Source organism: Flagellimonas aurea (genome assembly GCF_017313785.1).
Classification (GTDB): domain Bacteria; phylum Bacteroidota; class Bacteroidia; order Flavobacteriales; family Flavobacteriaceae; genus Flagellimonas; species Flagellimonas aurea.
Genome location: NZ_JAFLNL010000009.1, coordinates 87,087 through 105,436, shown reverse-complemented (window position 1 = coordinate 105,436; position 18,350 = coordinate 87,087). Strand labels below are relative to the sequence as shown.

Genomic DNA, 18,350 nt, shown 5'->3' with positions numbered 1-18,350 from the left:
GGGGGTTTTTATGATTTACTTTCGTCAAAAGTGCGCACCAACATACCGGCATAGGCACCAGTCATTGGTTTGGCCACGATTACTTGGCCATCAGGAACATTCTTGAGCACAACGGTCTTGTCCGTAAAAAACACAGGATTAACATCCATTAGGTCCAAAATGGAGTCCCGTACCACAAAAATTTGGTTGTTTTCCAATAACAGTGATCTATCGATCTCAATGGCATTTGGTTCTTCCTTGGCCTCGAGATTGGCCTCGAGATATTGGCCTTCTTTCAAATTATCACCTTTGACCTCTATGTAGACCATTATGGTCTGGGAATTTTGGTCGACCCTACTATTTACCCGTGTCACTTCGCCCATGTAGGTCTGGGTCTTTTCTAAATTACTGAGTTCTACCTTACGGCCCACTCTTAAGAAATCCCCGTAGGTTTTGCTTACGGATACTCCCAATTCATATAATCCAGTATCAATAAACTCGCCTAGTTTTTGTCCCGATCTCACCAAAGTTCCTTCAGTGACCAAAGCCTCGGTCAATACTCCTGTAAATGGGGCTGTTATGGTATATTTGGACAAACGCTGTTCCAAATTCTTGACATTGTAGTATGTTGTGATGATTTCCCTTCCAGTTATAAAAAACTTTTCTTTTTCGGAATCCAATTTGGGAAGTTCCGGTGTGGTCTTCTCCAAATCGAATTCGTTGAGATATTGCTGCCATTTAGGGTAGATCTCTGGATAATCCAGTCTAAGGTCCGGCATTATGGAAGTAAGCAAATTATACAGATTACTTTTGGCGGATTGCACAGTGGCATAGTACTCGCTAGCGTCTATTCTGATAAGTGTTTGGCCAGCTGCATATTCCTGCCCAGTCCGGAACAATTTGCTTCCCGGCCTAAAAACGCCCTGTACTTCGGAGTAAAGTTCGACTCTCTTTTTGGCTTGAAGATTTCCATTTGCGGGAACCATTATAGGTACAGTGGTATTCTGAACTGTATCCACAAAGACTGTCTTTACTATTTTTTGTGATGGCGGTCTTTTATTTTCTTTGCTGTCGGCAATCAAGCCGGCAAAATATAGGGAGGCAAAAATAATTATACCTCCAAGAACAGCCGATATTATTAGCTTTCGCATGCGCTAGTTGGTTTAGTCGGTGCAAATCTATCCCCTACATTTTTTACAATGGTTAAATATTTCATAAAATCTATCGAAAATTTTGTCACAAAAAAAAGGGGATACACGCCTGTATCCCCAAACCAAACAAACTAAAGTAATACTAACTACTCGTTTTCGTTTTCGTCCTCGAATTTGGTATCTGCCATTCGAGTACGGTCTATTTTAATTTCATTGAATTTCGGATTCAAAGTCTTATCATCTGAGTCAAAAACCAAAAACTGGTCGGAGTCCATCCCATGCAGGACATTTAAAGAATTGAACCTATTGTTTTGAAGTTGTAATATTTTTAAACTAGCCAATTGTCCGAATTCGGCCGGAATCTCGCCACCCAGTTGGTTGTTGGACAAAACCAGCTCTTTCAGTTGGACCAAATTCCCAATTTCCGCAGGTATCTGTCCCTCCAATTTGTTCTCAAAAAGGCCCAAAGCCTCCAAGTTTGAAAGGTTACCAATGGATTTGGGTATATCTCCCTTTAGATTATTACTGGACAAATTGAGTTCCTTCAAATTTTTAAGCTCTCCAAAACTTTCAGGTATAGTTCCCGTTAAAAAATTATTGAACATGGAAAAAATTTCCAACTGTTTAAGATGCCCTACCCCTTCAGGAATTTCTCCTTTGATTCTATTCATCTCCAAACGCAACGTTTTGAGCTTCTCCAACTTGACCAAATCTTTGGGAAGTACACCTGTAATTTGGTTAAAGGCCAAGTTTAAAGTGGAAATATGCTTAAGGTCGCCCAAACTTTCGGGCAGGGTACCATTTAAATTGTTCATAAATAAGGTAAGCCCAACCACATGTCCCTGATTGATTTCCACACCTTTCCAAGTGTTGACAGGAGCATTTAAATCCCAAGATGAGTTCCATTCCTTGCCATTGGTACTGTTGTAAAGGTCCACCAATGCAGATTTTTCCTTGGGGGAAACCTGTCCATTGGCCAACGATATGCCGGCTGAGGACATCAAACAAAAGAGAAAAATCGTAATACGAAGCATTATTTCTTATTTAGCTGTAGGAAATTTACATACAAAATAATAAAAATGAGAAACATCTTACAAGTTTTATCGATAAACTAACAGCTATATGTTGTGAATTCGCGAAAAAACGTTGTAAGAAAGTGGTGATTTCTCTTAATCCAATGCTTCTAGTTCATGCGAGAGGGTTTCCCAATCTTCCATAAGGCCTTCCAATTCCTTCTTTTTCCCTTCGTACTTGTCAAAAAAGTTAGGCTTGGCAATGGTAGTATCGTAATCCATAAGAAGGTCATGGTCAATATTCGCAATTTCCTTTTCCAATTGCGAGATTCTCTTCTCTACTCCGCTGAGTCGATTCTTCAATGACTTTTGTTTCTTCTGGGTATGGTAGTCACTTTCCTTTGATTTTTCCTGAGTTTTTTCCTCTTTCTTTTGATCTCCTTTTTCAACACTTCGGAAATCATCCATTTTACGCTGTTCCAAGTAAAAATCGATATCGCCCAAATACTCCTTAATCCCCCCTTCCTTGAATTCGTAAACCCTATCCGTCAATCCCTGAAGAAAATCACGGTCGTGGGACACCAATATCAGTGTACCTTCAAAACTTTGCAAAGCTTGTTTCAGTACATTCTTGGATTTTATGTCCAAGTGGTTGGTAGGTTCATCCATTACCAGCACATTAAAGGGCTGCAACAACATCTTTGCCAATGCCAAGCGATTCCTTTCACCTCCTGACAACACTTTTACATACTTGTCCACATCATCGCCCCTGAACAAAAATGAGCCAAGGATGTCCCTTACTTTACTCCGATTGCTCTCGTTGGCCGCATCTATCATGGTATCCAAAATAGTTTTGCTGCCATCCAGATACTCAGCTTGGTTCTGGGCAAAATACCCTAGCTGCACGTTGTGTCCGATTTTTAGATTTCCCTGATAATCGAGCTCCCCGACCATAATCTTGGCCAAAGTGGTCTTGCCCTGTCCGTTTTGGCCGACAAATGCTGTTTTGCTCCCCCTTTCCACCAAAAGGTCAATATCCTTTAATACTCTTTTAGAACCGTAGCTTTTTGAAACACCATCTAATTCGGCGATTACTTTACCAGGATTTATGGAAACAGGGAATCGCAAGTTCATTACGCTGTTATCCTCTTCATCCACTTCGATTCGCTCCATTTTATCCAGCTTCTTGATCAAGGATTGCGCCATGGAAGCCTTACTGGACTTGGCCCTAAACTTTTCTATCAACCTTTCGGTCTGCTGAATTTGTTTTTCCTGGTTTTTCTGGGCGCTCAATTGTTGTTCCTTGATTTCCTTGCGATGTACCAAAAATTGTGAATAGGGCTTACTGTAATCATATATCCTGCCCAAAGAAATCTCAATGGTTCGGTTGGTCACATTATCCAGAAACATTTTATCGTGGGAAACGATCACTACTGCTCCGGTAAAGTTCCTTAAAAATTGTTCCAGCCAGATGATGGACTCAATATCCAAGTGGTTCGTTGGCTCATCGAGCAGGAGTACATCATTGCTTTGGAGCAACAATTTGGCAAGTTCGATTCGCATACGCCACCCACCGGAAAATGTATCGGTGAGCTTGTTGAAGTCTTCCCGCTTAAAACCTAGCCCAAGAAGCACCTTTTCCGTATCTCCCTGATAGTTGTACCCGCCCAATATTTCATATCGATGGGTAACATCGTTAAGATCTACCATTAATTGGTGATAGCCTTCGCTTTCATAATCCGTGCGTTCGGCCAATGCCGTATTGATCTCGTCCAACTTCAGCTCCATCTCTTTGATCTCCGAAAATGCCTGATAGGATTCTTCCAGTACTGTTCTACCTTCCTCAAAATCGATATCCTGTTTTAGAAACCCAATTTTGATGTTTTTTTCGGTTGCTATGGCACCTTCGTCCAAGGACATTTCCTTGGACAAGAGTTTGAGCATGGTTGATTTTCCGGCACCGTTCTTTCCGATAAGCCCTACCCTGTCGCCCCCATTGAGACGAAAAGATATTTCCTCGAACAGATATTCCCCTCCAAAGGCTACGGATAGATTATGAATATTTAGCATTATATGTGACCTTGATTACAAAACATTAATTGGCGAATGTATACTTTTGTACAAAAGCCGTGCAAATGTTAAAAAAAGGAACCAAAATGTACAGCATTTTAACAGGAAACTGTCCAAGGTGCCAAGAAGAGAGCATGTATGAGAAATCCAACCCCTATGCTCTTTCCAAAATCTTCAGTATGAACGAAAGGTGTTCACATTGCGGTTTAAAATACAAGATTGAGCCTTCATTTTTTTATGGGGCGATGTATGTCAGCTATGCTGTCGGCATTGCTTTTGCCGTAGCAGCCTTTGTGATCTCATTCTTGTTCCTGGACGCTTCATTACCGACGACTTTTATTGCCATAGTGGGGACTTTAGTGGTTTTTATGCCGGTCATAATTAGACTCTCCAGAAATATTTGGATCAATCTTTTTGTGAAGTACGATGCAACCTCTGTTAAAAAGCACGAAACTGTATAAAGCTATTTTGAGTAGTATTTTTTAGTAAATCTTTGAATATCCATTTCTGGGTCGAGCTCGGATTCTTTTTCTATGTAATCGAAAAGTTGTTTGGAAGCGTACGGTCCGATCATTACCCCTCTCGAACCAAAACCGTTCAACACATAAAGGTTTTTATGCTCTGGATGCCTTCCCACCAATGGCCTACGATCTACAACCGTTGGTCTAATACCGGCCACGTGGTCTACAACCTCAAAATCACACTTTAAAAAGGTTGTCAACTTTTCCAAAAGCTCATTTTTGGATTCTTCTGTTGGTAGATTGGTCTTGTCCTTCCACTTGTAGGTAGCGCCGACCAAATATCTGTCATTTTCCATGGGAATGGTAAAAACGGAAGATTTTATAACGTTGTTCTCTCGATATTCCGGGGCATGAATCACCAATAGTTCCCCTTTTGTCCCATTCAAAGGCAAATATCCAAAATATGGGTCCTGTTTGAGTCCAAAACCACAGGCGAACACGAGATTCTTTGCCGTTTGATTCTTGTACGATACGGTTTCGTTTGTAATTGAAATTGCATCAAAATCCAGAGACTCTTCTAAAAGCAAATCACGATTCTTGAGATAACTGCTGTACGACCTCACCAAAGCGGCAGTATCAATTCTACCCGTATATTTTACTTCTCCGAAGCCATGCGGAGCATCAATGGCCGGATTTTTATTGGGGTGTAATTTAGTGGACAGAAAATAATCCAGATCTGGACGGTCGGATGCCTCGAACCATAGGTTTTGCTCTTCAATAGAGGCGAATTTTCGAAGCACTGGAAGCTCATTGTCTATAATGACCCCTAATTTTTTTTCTAAATTTTGATAAAATGGTTTTGCGTCCAACAGCTGTTGTTTGGCCTTCCACGCCATGGTAAACCGCTTCAAAATAACTGGATTGTACAAGCCCCCGGCAACTTGCGATGCCTGTTGGGAGTCATCGGAGATTACCTTGAAAGTTTTTCTATTTTCCTCCAGAACCTCACAAAAAGTGATTCCCGCCAAACCCAGACCTACAACTAAATAATCAACCATACCACAAAATTAAGCAACTGAACGAGTCCTTGGCATTTTCATTTGACTTTAAAACAAAAAAAACGCCGCACTAGGTGCGGCGTTTTACTGTATTGAATTGGAAATATTCTATGAACGTTTAGTACGCCCACATATCTTGCTCTCTATCTCGTATGCCCTCTTTGATTCTTTGGGCTTCCAAGAGCTGGAACAAGGCATTATCAAAAATGTAATCGCTTATCTCACGATCCTCGTGAACATTTTCTTCTTTATAGATCACACCGTTGAATCGACGCGCGTTCAACAACATATCAAAAGAAATAGGTCTTGCGGAGTTTTGCTGGTTGTACACCTTGGCATCGTGCAAAATTTGACGTGCCGCTGGATACCAAACCCAGAATAACTCTACCTTGTTCTCTCCTGCCCCCATAGATTCATCATCGATGAAGTTCACATCGGGAGCAACAGGTGCAATGCCCAATAAACGATACTTCAGTTCACCTTGGCGCTTATCGAAATACCACATTCCTTTGATTCTGAATTCTTCAATATCAGCAGCAGTAAGGTCCCTTCTGTTGATAAACTCTGGGGACACTTGCTCACCGGCGTTCAATTGTTCATATCCAAGGTCTGTAGTATCCACTTTGCGCAAGGTTGCAGAAAGGTCTGATAACTTTCTCTTCTCGGTAAAGTAAGAGTCTGCGTATACCTCGGTAAGGTTACCGTTTCTGATATTTTTCATCAAAACATGGTATAAAGACCTTCTGTCCGCCCCAATACCTATGGTATCGGTTGGGTAATACAATGGAAAGTTAACCCGCTCGTCAAGATCGATGATTTCCCAAACAGTCTTGGACCAAAGGATATCCCTATCATCCACATAACCGTATGCTAAAGGCTCATCTGCATCTTGCTCTATTTGAGCTTGGGTTTTTTTACCGATATCTTCGGGCAGCTTGGCATTCAAAATGTTTGCCTGCGCCATGATCGATACTGGCAATATGCCCAACAATCCTATTAATAATGCGTTTTTCCAATTCATGATCACTTGTATACTTTTTATACTTCTTAGTTAGTAAGCTCAACCACTACAGGAGATACTTTTTTCAACTTGTAGCTCTTGTTGTTGGTAATGTAAGCTTGGATATCGAATATCTGGACAGACTCGCCCCTATCTGCTCTCTTAAGTACAGATTTAGCTCTAGCATCCAATTTGTTTCCGTTTACGACTACAGTAGGTTGACCAGGAACTTTGAACTTAAACTGGCTTACAGCAAGGTTCAAGTCAAAATCGAAATCTTCCAACATAGCGCTTACAGTAGAAATTTCCAGATTGTTTCTTGGCATCTTAACGCTACCTGACTCTCCACGGACTGTACCGCTTGGTCTTGGAATATCCTTGATACGGAACTCGGACTTGGTGCTGATACCTTTACCATCTGGCAATGTACCGGAAGCGGTAATGGTTACAGACCTACCTGTACCTGGGTTCATGATGTACTGGCTTCCGCTTCTTCTGCTCAATCCTGGAGCATTTGCGGACACCTTGTTATCTGGAATACCAGGAATGGAAATTGTCATTGGGTTGGCAACACCACGGTACACCACGTTCATCTTATCAGCAGATATAACGGCTGCGTTGGGCATGGAAATCGTAGCAAAAGTGTTGTTCACTTCTACTGGAACTTCTTCACCATCCTGCATGAACGTCATTGTTCCTTTGATGGTATGATCACCTGGGGTACCGGCACTGATCAACATTTTGATACCTCCAGCTTCCAATTCGTAATCCTTACCTTCAGTCATTGGTCTTCCGTCCAAGGTCAACTCAGCTTTTACAGGAGTAGAGGTCTTGTCAGTTTTACTAACAATGATTTTTCCATCATACTTTTCACCTGCGTAGTACGCTGTTTTTGGGGCAGACAAAGAACTTGCAAAGTTTGTCAACGATACAGCTTCGGTCAACTCACCTTCCAACAGGGTTTTCAACACCTCTTGTTCGGTAGTTTTGATGTCAGCTTGCAATTGGGTCATCTTGGTCAATGAAGCCACCAATGGGAATCCTTCGTAGTGATAGTTGATCCAATCTTGACGGGTACCGTCTCTCTTCTCAACCTTACCATCTTCACCACCTGTAGCAAAGCGAGCTTTTACTGCAGATTTCAAAGATTCGAACTTACCTTCTGGCAATGCATTGATCACACCTTCACGGTAATTGTTGATATATTCCATGAACTTTTTTCCTTCTGGGCCCAAGTTGTCCCCTTGAAAGAATTTTTGGTCCAAGTAGTCAGATTTATCCATGACCACATAATCTTTGGGGTCTTCCAAATCTGCGGTCATTTCTTTTTTCAATCCTTCCAAATAGCTGTAGTAACTATCGGATAGTTCTTTTACCTTCTGGGCATCTTCGTAAAGCGCTCCATACTCTTCAGCATTTTCGGAAGCTTTGGTTTCCAAGCTAGCAAAAAAACTAGCGTTATTGGAATCCATGTTCGTATTGGAAGTTTCCAACTTTTCGTTCATAAGTCCGAAAGCTGCAAGTACTTCCTTGCTCATATTAAGGGCCAACATCGCGATGAAGATCAAGTACATAAGGTTGATCATCTTCTGACGTGGTGTTTGTTTTCCTCCTGCCATGTTTTTCTAATTAGATTTAGTAATTAATTTGATTTGGTTTGTTTTCTGTTGATCAAACTCTAATTAGTTTCTTCCGCCCATGGCTGTAAGCATACCACCGTAAACACCGTTCAAAGAAGAAAGGTTAGTGGCCAATGATTGCATTTGGTCTTTTAAAGCACCTGCGTTCTGTACAACTTCCTCGTTGATGGAAGCTTGTCTGCTAGCACTTTCCAATTGTACTTTGTACAAGCTGTTCAAAGATTCCATTTGAGCTGCTGCGTGAGACAATTCCTCAGAATACTTCTTAGTGTGCTGGATAGCATCTGTTGTAGGAGTGATATTCTTAGCGGCACCTTCAAAACTCTTGATGCTTTCGCCCAAGTTGGCAAAAAGATCAGAATCGATTTTGGCTTCTTTAAGTAGGTTGTCCAATTTCTTGGAAAGAAGACCTTCAGCTTCTTGAGCATCTTTAGCCTCTTGTTTTCTGGAAGCAGATTGCTGACCACCTGCCAATTCTGGATAAACCAAAGACCAATCGTACTCATCATCTACCGGTTCAAATGCAGAGATAGCAAAGATCAATGCTTCGGTAATAAGACCAACAGCAAGAAGAAGTCCACCTGTAAGTGGTCCGAACTCCCAGTGAAGGATCTTGAACAATGCACCAATAATTACTACTGATGCTCCAAGCCCGTAGGCCATGTTAAACAGCTTTTTTGTTGATTTTGACTGCGCCATAATTCTAGTTTTAATTAAGTTATATAAAAAATAAGTATTTGGTTACTACTCTTACTTGTTTATATAATGTTCTCTCGTTGTTTTATTATAGTCCGCTTCTGCTACCGTTGGTAGAATCTTCTTCTCCCATGTAATCTTGAACGGTTCTGAATCCAATGTAACTTCTAGCGGAATCCTGGTATTCGTAATCCCTGGTACTTACTTGCAGGAAGTAGGCAACATCTTTCCAAGAACCTCCACGGATCACTTTACGTTGGTTGTCCTGCGAACCGATGTTCGGGTTCATGGTGGACAGGTATTCGTATGCACCTTGATCAAAACTTGAGTTGGTCCATTCGGATACGTTACCTGCCATATTGTACAGGTTATATTCGTTTGGTTCAAAAGATTTGGCTTCCACGGTGTATAGGGCGGCATCAGCGGCATAATCACCACGCTGTGGTTTAAAGTTGGCCATAAAACATCCTGTATCACTGATCACATACGGACCACCCCAAGGATATGTACCTCCTTCGATTCCACCTCTTGCGGCATATTCCCACTCGGCTTCGGTAGGCAACCTGAACTGGTTCACAAATTGCTTGCCGCGACTTTTTTGGTCATCGTTCTTGAACTTGGTCCTCCAGTTACAGAAAGCTTTGGCCTGCATCCAGTTAACACCAACCACAGGATAATCACTGTAGGCGTCGTGCCAAAAGTAATCGTTGTGCATTGGCTCATTGTAGCTGTATTCAAAATCCCGGATCCATACAGTGGTATCAGGATAAATCTCCAATTCTTCGTGCTTGATGAAATCCTTTCTGTTACCGGTCCTGGCCCTAGCGGCTGCTTCGATATCCATCCAGCTGTACTTATATTTTAACTTGGTAACGTCCACACTTCTCAAACCGTTATAGCTTTCTTCTTCGGGTAGGTAAATGGAATCCATAACCTCTGCGTAGTACTCATCTGGATATTCGGATGTATCCCATACCAAGTCCACATCTTTGTTCAATGCCCTTCCTTCGTACCCGGTCGCTCCCAGACCTGCGTAGTTGTCGAGCATATATTTGTCATAAACGGATAGTTCGGTAGTATCTGTATCTTTAAAAGCATACTCCCCGATACCTTCATCCTCTGGGCTTATCCCCAGCTCGTCGGCCAAAATGGCCAATTTTGTTCTTACTATGGAATCCTTGACCCACTCCACAAACTGTCGGTACTCACTATTGGTGATTTCCGTGTCGTCCATATAAAAGGAACGTACGGTAACCGTTCTTGTGGGAGCGTTCAATACTTTTGCCTGATCCTCCTCGGCTTTACCCATAACAAAGGCGCCGCGGGGAATCAGTTCCATTCCATAGGGTTTTTCTGGATGCCATTTTTTTCCACTGACCCCAACTAGTTCACCTTTTGATCTTGATTTAGAGCCACAACTGGTAAGCAAAAAAACAAGTGCTATAGATGAAAAGAATAGCTTTCTCATACTTTAGGTTAAATTATTCGATTCAAGATTTATAACTGCACTACACAGGTTTATTATTCTCAAAACTGATTTTTGAATGAATTATTGTGTAAAAACAATTAATGGTCAAAATTTAATTTAATTAGTTCAGCCCCTTTCTGTAGGCTTTGAACCACCTTTCCGGAATGTTCTGGTTGCAAGCATCCAGATAGTCCTCTTCGGTGCATGGTAATAACGCCACCGAATTTGTTTTAGTATGTTCTGCTAAAATTGTTGGTACTTCTACCCACCATCTTTCTGTAACATGGCTTTTGAAGAAGACCAATTCCTCGGTGTCCGTTGGCACGGTAAACTTTGTGAAGTCTTCGCTCTTGGAGCTTGGGTATTCTTTTATTCTGAAGCTTAGCCCTTCTATGAAGTACCAAATGATCTGGGCGATCATTTGAAAGGCTTGATAGGAATTCTCCCCCTCGTAGATACCGAACAGGGTTACTTTGTCACTTATCCCCGCATAACGGGCAATGGCACATATCTCCCTCCCCGTAAATCCGTTGGGAGAAAAATTTCTTGAACCGCCCATTTCGGCCGCCCTAATAGCTCTAAGGTCCAAGCTAACAATATCGCTACTGCGCAATACCGGTTCCGCCAATTCTATGTTGGCCGCAATCTCACCTAACCTGTAAGCATCAAAGAACAGACGCTCCATTAAATCCTTTTCCTCCTGGGCATTGAAGTAGCTCTGGTAACCTATATTGGAAAAATTGAAAAGGTTGTTGGGTTTATCGGTAATGATTTTGCTCATGTAGGAATGTGACGAGATCAATTCATCGTCCTCACCAAAGTCAAAACGACTATCGATGGAGACCAGATTCACCATATTCTTTATTTTATCAAAAGCACGATACGTGGGAAAGGTAATGTCCTGGGTAAGTCCCAACACAATTGGTATTATATTTTCTTCGAGGAGACCGGCAACAATTTCCTTTACCACAAAATAGGTGTCCTCTACGGTATTGCCTTCCTCCACGTCGCCAATATCGATAATAGTGGAGTTCCAGTTACCCATCATGAGACGGTAAAGCTGGATACGGACCTCATCAAGATCCAATTTTTCGGGTTTTTTCTCAAAAGCGTTTCTGGATTCCAAGACGCCAAAAATGGCGACATCAGCTTGAGCGAACACAGGTAGCCCATCCTTTTCGGTATGCATGTGAACGTTCTTGCCCAATGCTTGTTCTGGCAACAATTCGGAATGTGCCAATACCTTGTCCTTGACCGGAACCAGAAAATCAAATGCCATTTTTTATTTGAACTTTATGATATTGTTTTGAATTCAATACTATAATTAGGAATGCTATTTCTTCGTAGTTATTCCCCAAATTCTCCCAACTATGGTCAGTCCAATTCCAAGTCCTATTAGAAGTCCAGAAACAAAATCGATAGTATCATGTTTAAGGATAAAACGAATGCCAATTCCGACTAGCAGAATTAATAGGCCAATGATTCTTACTTTATTCATTCTATTTCTTAGCTTTTGTCTTGGCTTTTTTCTTTGGTGATTTCTTTTCCAGTAGGGCCTGCGCTTCTTCCAAGGTGATTTTTGTAGCATCCACATCCTTGGAAAGCTCCACTTTTACCCTACCTTTTATAATATTGTGTCTCCCCCAACGGGCTTTTTCTATTCGTATCTTTTCTTCTGACCATTCTTGAACGATTTTTTCGGCCTCCTTTTTCTTCTTGGCCTCGATCAATTCAGCGATATCTCCGTCGGATAGATCATCAAAATCGTATTTCTTGTTCACATTGATAAACATGCCGTCCCACTTGATAAATGGTCCAAACCTACCTTTACCTTTGGTAACATCCTTTCCTTCATAAGTGCCGATGGGCGCATCCGCTTTTTGCTTTTCCTTGATAAGTTCAATGGCACGTTCCATATCCACATCAAAAGCGCTTTCTCCTTGAGCCAGCGAAATGAATTTTTTCCCAAATCGTACATAAGGACCGTATCTACCTACATTGGCCTCTACCTCTTCGCCTTCGTAAACACCTAATTTTCGTGGAAGCTCAAAAAGAGTCATTGCTTCTTCAAAAGTAATGGTACCTATGGACTGATCTGGCAGCAAGCTGGCAAACTCTGGTTTTTCTTCATCATCTACGGTCCCGATCTGAACCATCGGTCCAAAACGGCCCAACCTTACTGAAACTTGTCTGCCTGATTTTGGGTCGGTTCCCAAAACACGTTCTCCACTGGCGCGCTCGGCATTTTCCTCTACCTCCAGCACATTGGGATGAAAATCTTTATAGAAATTTTTCATCATTTCCTGCCAATCCTCATCACCGGATGCTATCTCATCAAAATCTTCTTCTACTTGCGCTGTGAAGTTATAATCCAAAATTTGAGTGAAATGTGTCACCAAAAAGTCGTTTACGATCATCCCTATATCGGTAGGCACGATCTTTCCTTTTTCGGAGCCGACCATTTCGCTCAGTTGGCTATCGGACACTTTCCCGTCCTCCAGTACCAATTGCATATATTTTCGCTCGGAACCTTCAACAGTACCCTTTTCTACATAGCCTCTGTTCTGTATGGTAGATATGGTGGGGGCGTAAGTTGATGGTCTTCCGATGCCCAACTCTTCCAATTTCTTCACTAAAGAAGCTTCCGAATAACGATAGGGTGGTCTGGAAAATCTTTCGGTTGCCGAAATAAATACATTTTGAAGTGGCTCTCCCACCTTCATGGCTGGCAACATTCCTTCTTGCTCTTCACTATCCTCATCATCAGTTCCTTCGAGATAAACCTTTAAGAAACCATCAAATTTTACCACTTCACCGTTTGCTGAAAATTCTTCGCCATGGGTGCTGGCTTTTATCTTAACATTGGTACGTTCCAACTGTGCATCGCTCATTTGGGATGCCAGGGTACGTTTCCAAATAAGTTCGTATAATTTGGCCTGGTCTCGCTCCAATTGGGGCGATTGCAACTTCATATCGGTAGGCCGAATGGCCTCGTGCGCCTCTTGCGCTCCTTTGGATTTCCCTGTAAAGTTTCTGGTTTGACTATATTTTTCGCCGTAGTTATCCAGAATAGCATCTTTTGCCGCAGCCAATGCTTCGTTGGAAAGGTTGACGCTATCCGTTCTCATATAGGTGATAAGACCTGCCTCGTACAAGCGCTGTGCCACCTGCATGGTACGGCTTACCGAAAAATAAAGTTTCCTTGAAGCTTCCTGCTGCAAGGTAGATGTGGTAAACGGTGCTGCCGGAGATTTCTTTGCCGGTTTCCGGGCCAAATCCGAAACCGAAAAATCCGCTCCAATATTTTCCTTTAAAAATGATTCTGCTGCTTGCTTAGTCGGGAACGTAGTGTTCAGCTTTGCGGCAAATGTATTTCCTTCGTTGGTCTTGAACTCAGCTTTGATACGAAAAGATGCCTCAGGCGTAAACCCTTCGATTTCCCTTTCGCGCTCAACGATCAAACGTACCGCCACAGATTGCACACGCCCTGCTGAAAGTCCCGGTTTTATTTTTTTCCAAAGAACGGGTGACAGTTCGTAACCCACCAATCGGTCCAAAACCCTACGGGCCTGCTGTGCGTTAACCAAGTTATAGTTAATGTCTCTTGGGTTTTCTATCGCCTTTTGGATGGCCGATTTGGTAATGGAGTTGAATACGATTCTTTTAGTCTTGTTCTTGTCCAGTCCCAATTCCTCTGCCAAGTGCCATGATATCGCCTCTCCTTCACGATCCTCATCACTCGCAAGCCATATGGTTTCTGCTTTTTTAGCTAAATCCTTGAGCTTTTTCACCAAGGCTTTTTTCTCCTTGTCAACAGTATATTTCGGCTTAAAATCGTTCTCCACATCTACTCCAAGCTCTTTCGAGGGGAGGTCGGCAATATGCCCAAAACTGGACTCGACTTGGAATTCTTTTCCTAGAAATCTTTCAATGGTCTTTGCCTTTGCGGGGGACTCTACAATAACTAAATTCTTTGGCATGCACTTGGTTTTGTCCTAACAAAAGTATATCAATTTTTCGATTTTGTGGTTTTGACGATTACCAATAAAAAAATATCCCACTAAAAGTGGGATAAGAAAAGTTGATTTTTCATCTAGTTAAGACCTATCTGACTTATTAGCTTAATACCGCCGTCAAGATATTCATATTGATATAGTATCTCATCGCCCACCATAATCAGATGGTTTTCCATGGGAATCACATCATAGGTGACAATGTCTTCAAAATGGTTCAATTCGATTAAATTGTTAATGTCCGTCTTATCATATACCTTAAGACCTGAAGCCCCGTCGCAGATAAATATTTTTTCATCCCTAATCCCTAGACCATACGGCCCATCCATAGGATAGGTTATGGCCAGTTCAGGATTTTCTATATTGGAAATATCCACAATATATAATCCGCTCTCGGTAGCGCCACACATATTGCCCCCCCTCAAGGTAACGTAGGCATAATCCCCATCTACAACAACAGGGTCACAGGCCGTGCCATGTTGAAACTCCGATACAAAGGTCGGTGTTGCAGGAGATGAAATATCATAAATATACATTCCCCTCATACTTCCCAAAAACAGATAGTTATCCCTATTAAATATGGTTTCTATATCAAAGCCTGCATGTACATCATCCATGACCTGCGGATTGTCCAAGTCTGAAATATTGAAGATATTGATGTTGTGACTATCGACAGCGTACAGATATTCCTCTACAATTTTAAACCTTGCCAACGACCCACCTTGACCAGTTCCTCCACTGGCATCGTTTGCCACTTCGGCAAAAGCAATCCCAAAATCCCCGAAACGAGATTGGTATTGCTTCTTCGACATACGTTCGGAAACCATTTCCCACCCCACAATAATTTCATCAGAGTAATAATCATAATCACCATAATCGACCAAGTCTGCTTCAAAAGGGGCTGCCACATAATCCTGCAATACATTTTCTAACCGATTTACGATTGTGATGTTATCAAGATCAGAAATATCCAAAATCACCAAATCCATTAGACTATCGGCATAAAGAAAATTGTCCTTTACCGAAATATCCACATTTCCCGGGATTTGAATGAAAGCCACCTTTACGGGTTGGTTCGGATTACTGTTATCTATAACATGTATTCCTTCATATTTATCGTTGATGAAAATATAATCCCCATAGGTATAGACCTTGCCAGATTCGTTCATGGGTCGAGCGGCTATAACATCCACACTATTGGCAAACTCTGCACGATTCATCGTCAAAGGACGGGCCACCAAATACTCCTCATATTTACCGTTGGAATCATCATCGGAGCAAGAGGTGAACAATAAAAAATTGATGCATAAAAACAAAAGGACCTTGGTCTTCATAGCGGTTTGTATTTTAGTTGTTTAGATACAGACCAAAGCATTTCGTTGCGCCATTTACCACAAAAAAATTATACATCCATCGAAACCCCAACCGCATCTTTGTGTATAAAATATATTGGTATCTTACTGAACATTGCAGTAAACAATACTCCGACCAAGCATAGGATCGCTCCCAGTTGACCGACCAATCCCGAAACAAGTATCAAAAGGAATATCATCAACCAGTTTTTGTTGCCAAGGGCAAAACTTGCCTTCACTACTTCCAGAGCGGTGAGTTCCCTGTCAAAAGCAAAAAATGCAGGGAACAAGGACATGGGCACCATAAGGTAAATTATCCCCAAGCCGCAAGCCAAAATTCCGAGTAAGGTTAAACCGACCATAATTAAGGAAATAATCACTGCCTTGCCCAAATACTCCTTTTTAAAGTAGTAGAAGTAGTCGTCCTTCCCGGATTCGTTCAAATCATATTTTCTGCAGATTCTTAGAAAAGCGGCATTCAAACAAATACCTATTGTCATCACACCGATCATAAACAAAGGCATAATCAAAGTCATCAACCCTGCAAATAAAGGCGGCATTTCTTGCTGTTCAAAAATATCAGGATCACTTATCCCCATAGCTATCATTGGCAAGTAGATCAACAAATAGAACGGAAGAATTGCCGCAAATGTCAATACAAGCGTTATAAAACCCTGTAGCCATACTTTTTTAAAAAGTTCAACTGAGTTGTTGAACACAGACCCGAATTCTACCGGGGCACTTTGCTGTATTCTTTCAGAAAGACTAGTGAAATTCATTGTACTGTTTAGGTTATTTTTTAAAGTGAAAGGTAATATTAACAAGGGATATCGCAATATATTATTAAAAAATACTGCCATATTGTCACTAAAATGTAATAAGCACTATCTTTGCACCCCATTGAAACATTTATGATAGAGGAAAAAAGCGTGGAAAAGATAATAGACGAAAGCCAACAGGGAAGTACATTATCGCTGGAAAACAACGAAAAGAACGGTCGAAAGCTCTACATAGAGAGCTACGGTTGCCAGATGAACTTTTCGGACAGTGAAATTGTTGCATCCATTTTGGCAAAGGAAGGTTTCAATACCACCCAAGACCTGAACGATGCAGACCTGGTTTTGGTAAATACGTGTTCCATTCGGGAAAAGGCTGAACAGACCGTACGCAAGCGTTTGGAAAAATTCAACGCCGTTAAAAGAACCAGACCCAACATGAAAGTGGGTGTTTTGGGATGTATGGCCGAGCGTTTGAAGAGTAAGTTTTTGGAAGAAGAAAAAATAGTGGATATGGTGGTAGGACCCGATGCCTACAAAGACCTTCCCAACTTAATCCAAGAAATTGACGAAGGCAGAAATGCCGTTAACGTTATCCTTTCCAAAGATGAGACCTACGGCGATGTGGCCCCGGTTCGATTAAACACCAACGGAGTCTCCGCTTTTGTTTCCATAACGCGCGGCTGTGACAACATGTGTACCTTCTGCGTGGTTCCGTTTACCCGGGGAAGGGAACGTAGCCGCGACCCACAATCCATTCTGGAAGAAGTGAACGATCTATGGGACAGAGGATTCAAAGAAATCACCCTGTTAGGCCAGAATGTGGACAGCTACCTCTGGTATGGTGGCGGATTGAAGAAGGATTTCGACAAGGCAACGGACATGCAAAAAGCCACTTCCGTGAACTTTGCCGGACTTTTGGAACTGGTAGCACAGGCGCAGCCCAAAATGCGCATCCGTTTCTCGACATCCAACCCTCAGGACATGACCTTGGACGTCATCGAGGCCATGGCCAAATACAGAAACATTTGCAAGTATATTCACCTGCCCGTGCAAAGCGGAAGCAACCGCATTTTAAAGGCAATGAACCGTTTGCACACTCGTGAGGAATATTTTGAGTTAATCGACAACATCAAAAAACTAATTCCAGATTGTGCCATAAGTCAAGATATGATAACCGGCTTCCCTACTGAAACCGAAGAAGACCATCAAGACACCCTAAGTTTGATGGAATATGTGAAATATGATTTCGGATTTATGTTCGCATATTCTGAACGTCCCGGAACGCTTGCAGAGCGGAAAATGGATGATGACATTCCGGAAGAAACCAAAAAAAGAAGACTCACGGAAATCATCGACCTTCAACAAAAACATAGTCATTACCGCACACAAGAGCATTTGGGAAAAACCGAAGAGATTTTGATAGAAGGGACTTCCAAAAAATCGGACGCTCATTGGATGGGGCGAAATTCACAGAATACCGTAGCTGTCTTCCCTAAAGAACACTATAAAGTAGGTGATTTTGTAAATGTAAAAATCAACGAATGCACCTCGGCTACCCTTATCGGAGAAGCAGTCGGGTATTCAGAAAATAATTAATAACCATTTCTAATTTCACACCGATTTCTAAACGTAGTCGAAGAACGATGTGGAATACCTAAAAAATAAAGTTC

General features: G+C 41.8%; 14 protein-coding genes. 2 read left to right on the top strand and 12 right to left on the bottom strand.

The window, feature by feature from the left end; genetic code table 11:
* Positions 1-8: 8 nt before the first annotated feature.
* The 3 genes from J0656_RS15235 to J0656_RS15225 all read right to left on the bottom strand — a co-directional run bounded on the left by J0656_RS15235 (position 9) and on the right by J0656_RS15225 (position 4,213).
* Positions 9-1,130, bottom strand: coding sequence for an efflux RND transporter periplasmic adaptor subunit (locus J0656_RS15235; protein ID WP_207035401.1), 1,122 nt, complete (start codon positions 1,128-1,130; stop codon positions 9-11).
* A 146-nt stretch (positions 1,131-1,276) separates the two neighbouring features.
* Positions 1,277-2,164 (bottom strand): leucine-rich repeat domain-containing protein, encoded by an 888-nt coding sequence (locus J0656_RS15230; RefSeq protein ID WP_207035399.1) that lies wholly within the window; start codon positions 2,162-2,164, stop codon positions 1,277-1,279.
* Positions 2,165-2,299: 135 nt separating this feature from the next.
* Entirely contained in the window at positions 2,300-4,213 is a 1,914-nt protein-coding gene (locus J0656_RS15225) for an ABC-F family ATP-binding cassette domain-containing protein (RefSeq protein WP_207035397.1), read from the bottom strand.
* A 65-nt stretch (positions 4,214-4,278) separates the two neighbouring features.
* Between J0656_RS15225 and J0656_RS15220 the strand changes: the two genes are divergently transcribed.
* Positions 4,279-4,674 carry a DUF983 domain-containing protein gene (locus tag J0656_RS15220; protein ID WP_207035395.1) on the top strand — a complete coding sequence of 132 codons (396 nt, stop codon included), beginning with the start codon at positions 4,279-4,281 and terminating at the stop codon, positions 4,672-4,674.
* A 2-nt stretch (positions 4,675-4,676) separates the two neighbouring features.
* Here the strand turns inward: J0656_RS15220 and J0656_RS15215 are convergent, their stop codons facing one another.
* The 9 genes from J0656_RS15215 to J0656_RS15175 form a co-directional block, all read right to left on the bottom strand.
* On the bottom strand, positions 4,677-5,732 hold the full coding sequence (locus tag J0656_RS15215) for an NAD(P)/FAD-dependent oxidoreductase (RefSeq protein WP_207035393.1): 1,056 nt from the start codon (positions 5,730-5,732) through the stop codon (positions 4,677-4,679).
* A gap of 118 nt (positions 5,733-5,850) precedes the next feature.
* Positions 5,851-6,753 carry a type IX secretion system ring subunit PorN/GldN gene (gene porN / locus J0656_RS15210; RefSeq protein WP_207035391.1) on the bottom strand — a complete coding sequence of 301 codons (903 nt, stop codon included), beginning with the start codon at positions 6,751-6,753 and terminating at the stop codon, positions 5,851-5,853.
* A 26-nt stretch (positions 6,754-6,779) separates the two neighbouring features.
* Complete coding sequence (gene porM, locus J0656_RS15205; RefSeq protein WP_207035389.1) at positions 6,780-8,351, bottom strand: type IX secretion system motor protein PorM/GldM; 1,572 nt, start codon at positions 8,349-8,351, stop codon at positions 6,780-6,782.
* 63 nt (positions 8,352-8,414) lie between these two features.
* Complete coding sequence (gene porL / locus J0656_RS15200) at positions 8,415-9,071, bottom strand: type IX secretion system motor protein PorL/GldL (protein WP_108246920.1); 657 nt, start codon at positions 9,069-9,071, stop codon at positions 8,415-8,417.
* A gap of 85 nt (positions 9,072-9,156) precedes the next feature.
* The gene (gene porK / locus J0656_RS15195) at positions 9,157-10,536 is read right to left on the bottom strand and encodes a T9SS ring complex lipoprotein PorK/GldK (RefSeq protein WP_207035387.1); all 1,380 of its coding nucleotides are present in this window, start codon (positions 10,534-10,536) and stop codon (positions 9,157-9,159) included.
* Positions 10,537-10,657: 121 nt separating this feature from the next.
* Positions 10,658-11,815 (bottom strand): formimidoylglutamase, encoded by a 1,158-nt coding sequence (locus tag J0656_RS15190; protein WP_207035385.1) that lies wholly within the window; start codon positions 11,813-11,815, stop codon positions 10,658-10,660.
* A 220-nt stretch (positions 11,816-12,035) separates the two neighbouring features.
* On the bottom strand, positions 12,036-14,516 hold the full coding sequence (gene topA / locus J0656_RS15185) for a type I DNA topoisomerase (protein WP_207035384.1): 2,481 nt from the start codon (positions 14,514-14,516) through the stop codon (positions 12,036-12,038).
* Positions 14,517-14,629: 113 nt separating this feature from the next.
* A complete protein-coding gene (locus J0656_RS15180; protein WP_207035383.1) occupies positions 14,630-15,883 on the bottom strand; it encodes an LVIVD repeat-containing protein in 1,254 nt (417 codons plus the stop codon).
* 68 nt (positions 15,884-15,951) lie between these two features.
* On the bottom strand, positions 15,952-16,680 hold the full coding sequence (locus J0656_RS15175; RefSeq protein WP_207035381.1) for a hypothetical protein: 729 nt from the start codon (positions 16,678-16,680) through the stop codon (positions 15,952-15,954).
* A gap of 150 nt (positions 16,681-16,830) precedes the next feature.
* On the opposite strand from J0656_RS15175, the gene miaB reads away from it, so the two are divergent.
* A complete protein-coding gene (gene miaB / locus J0656_RS15170; RefSeq protein WP_207035534.1) occupies positions 16,831-18,276 on the top strand; it encodes a tRNA (N6-isopentenyl adenosine(37)-C2)-methylthiotransferase MiaB in 1,446 nt (481 codons plus the stop codon).
* Positions 18,277-18,350: the final 74 nt, after the last annotated feature.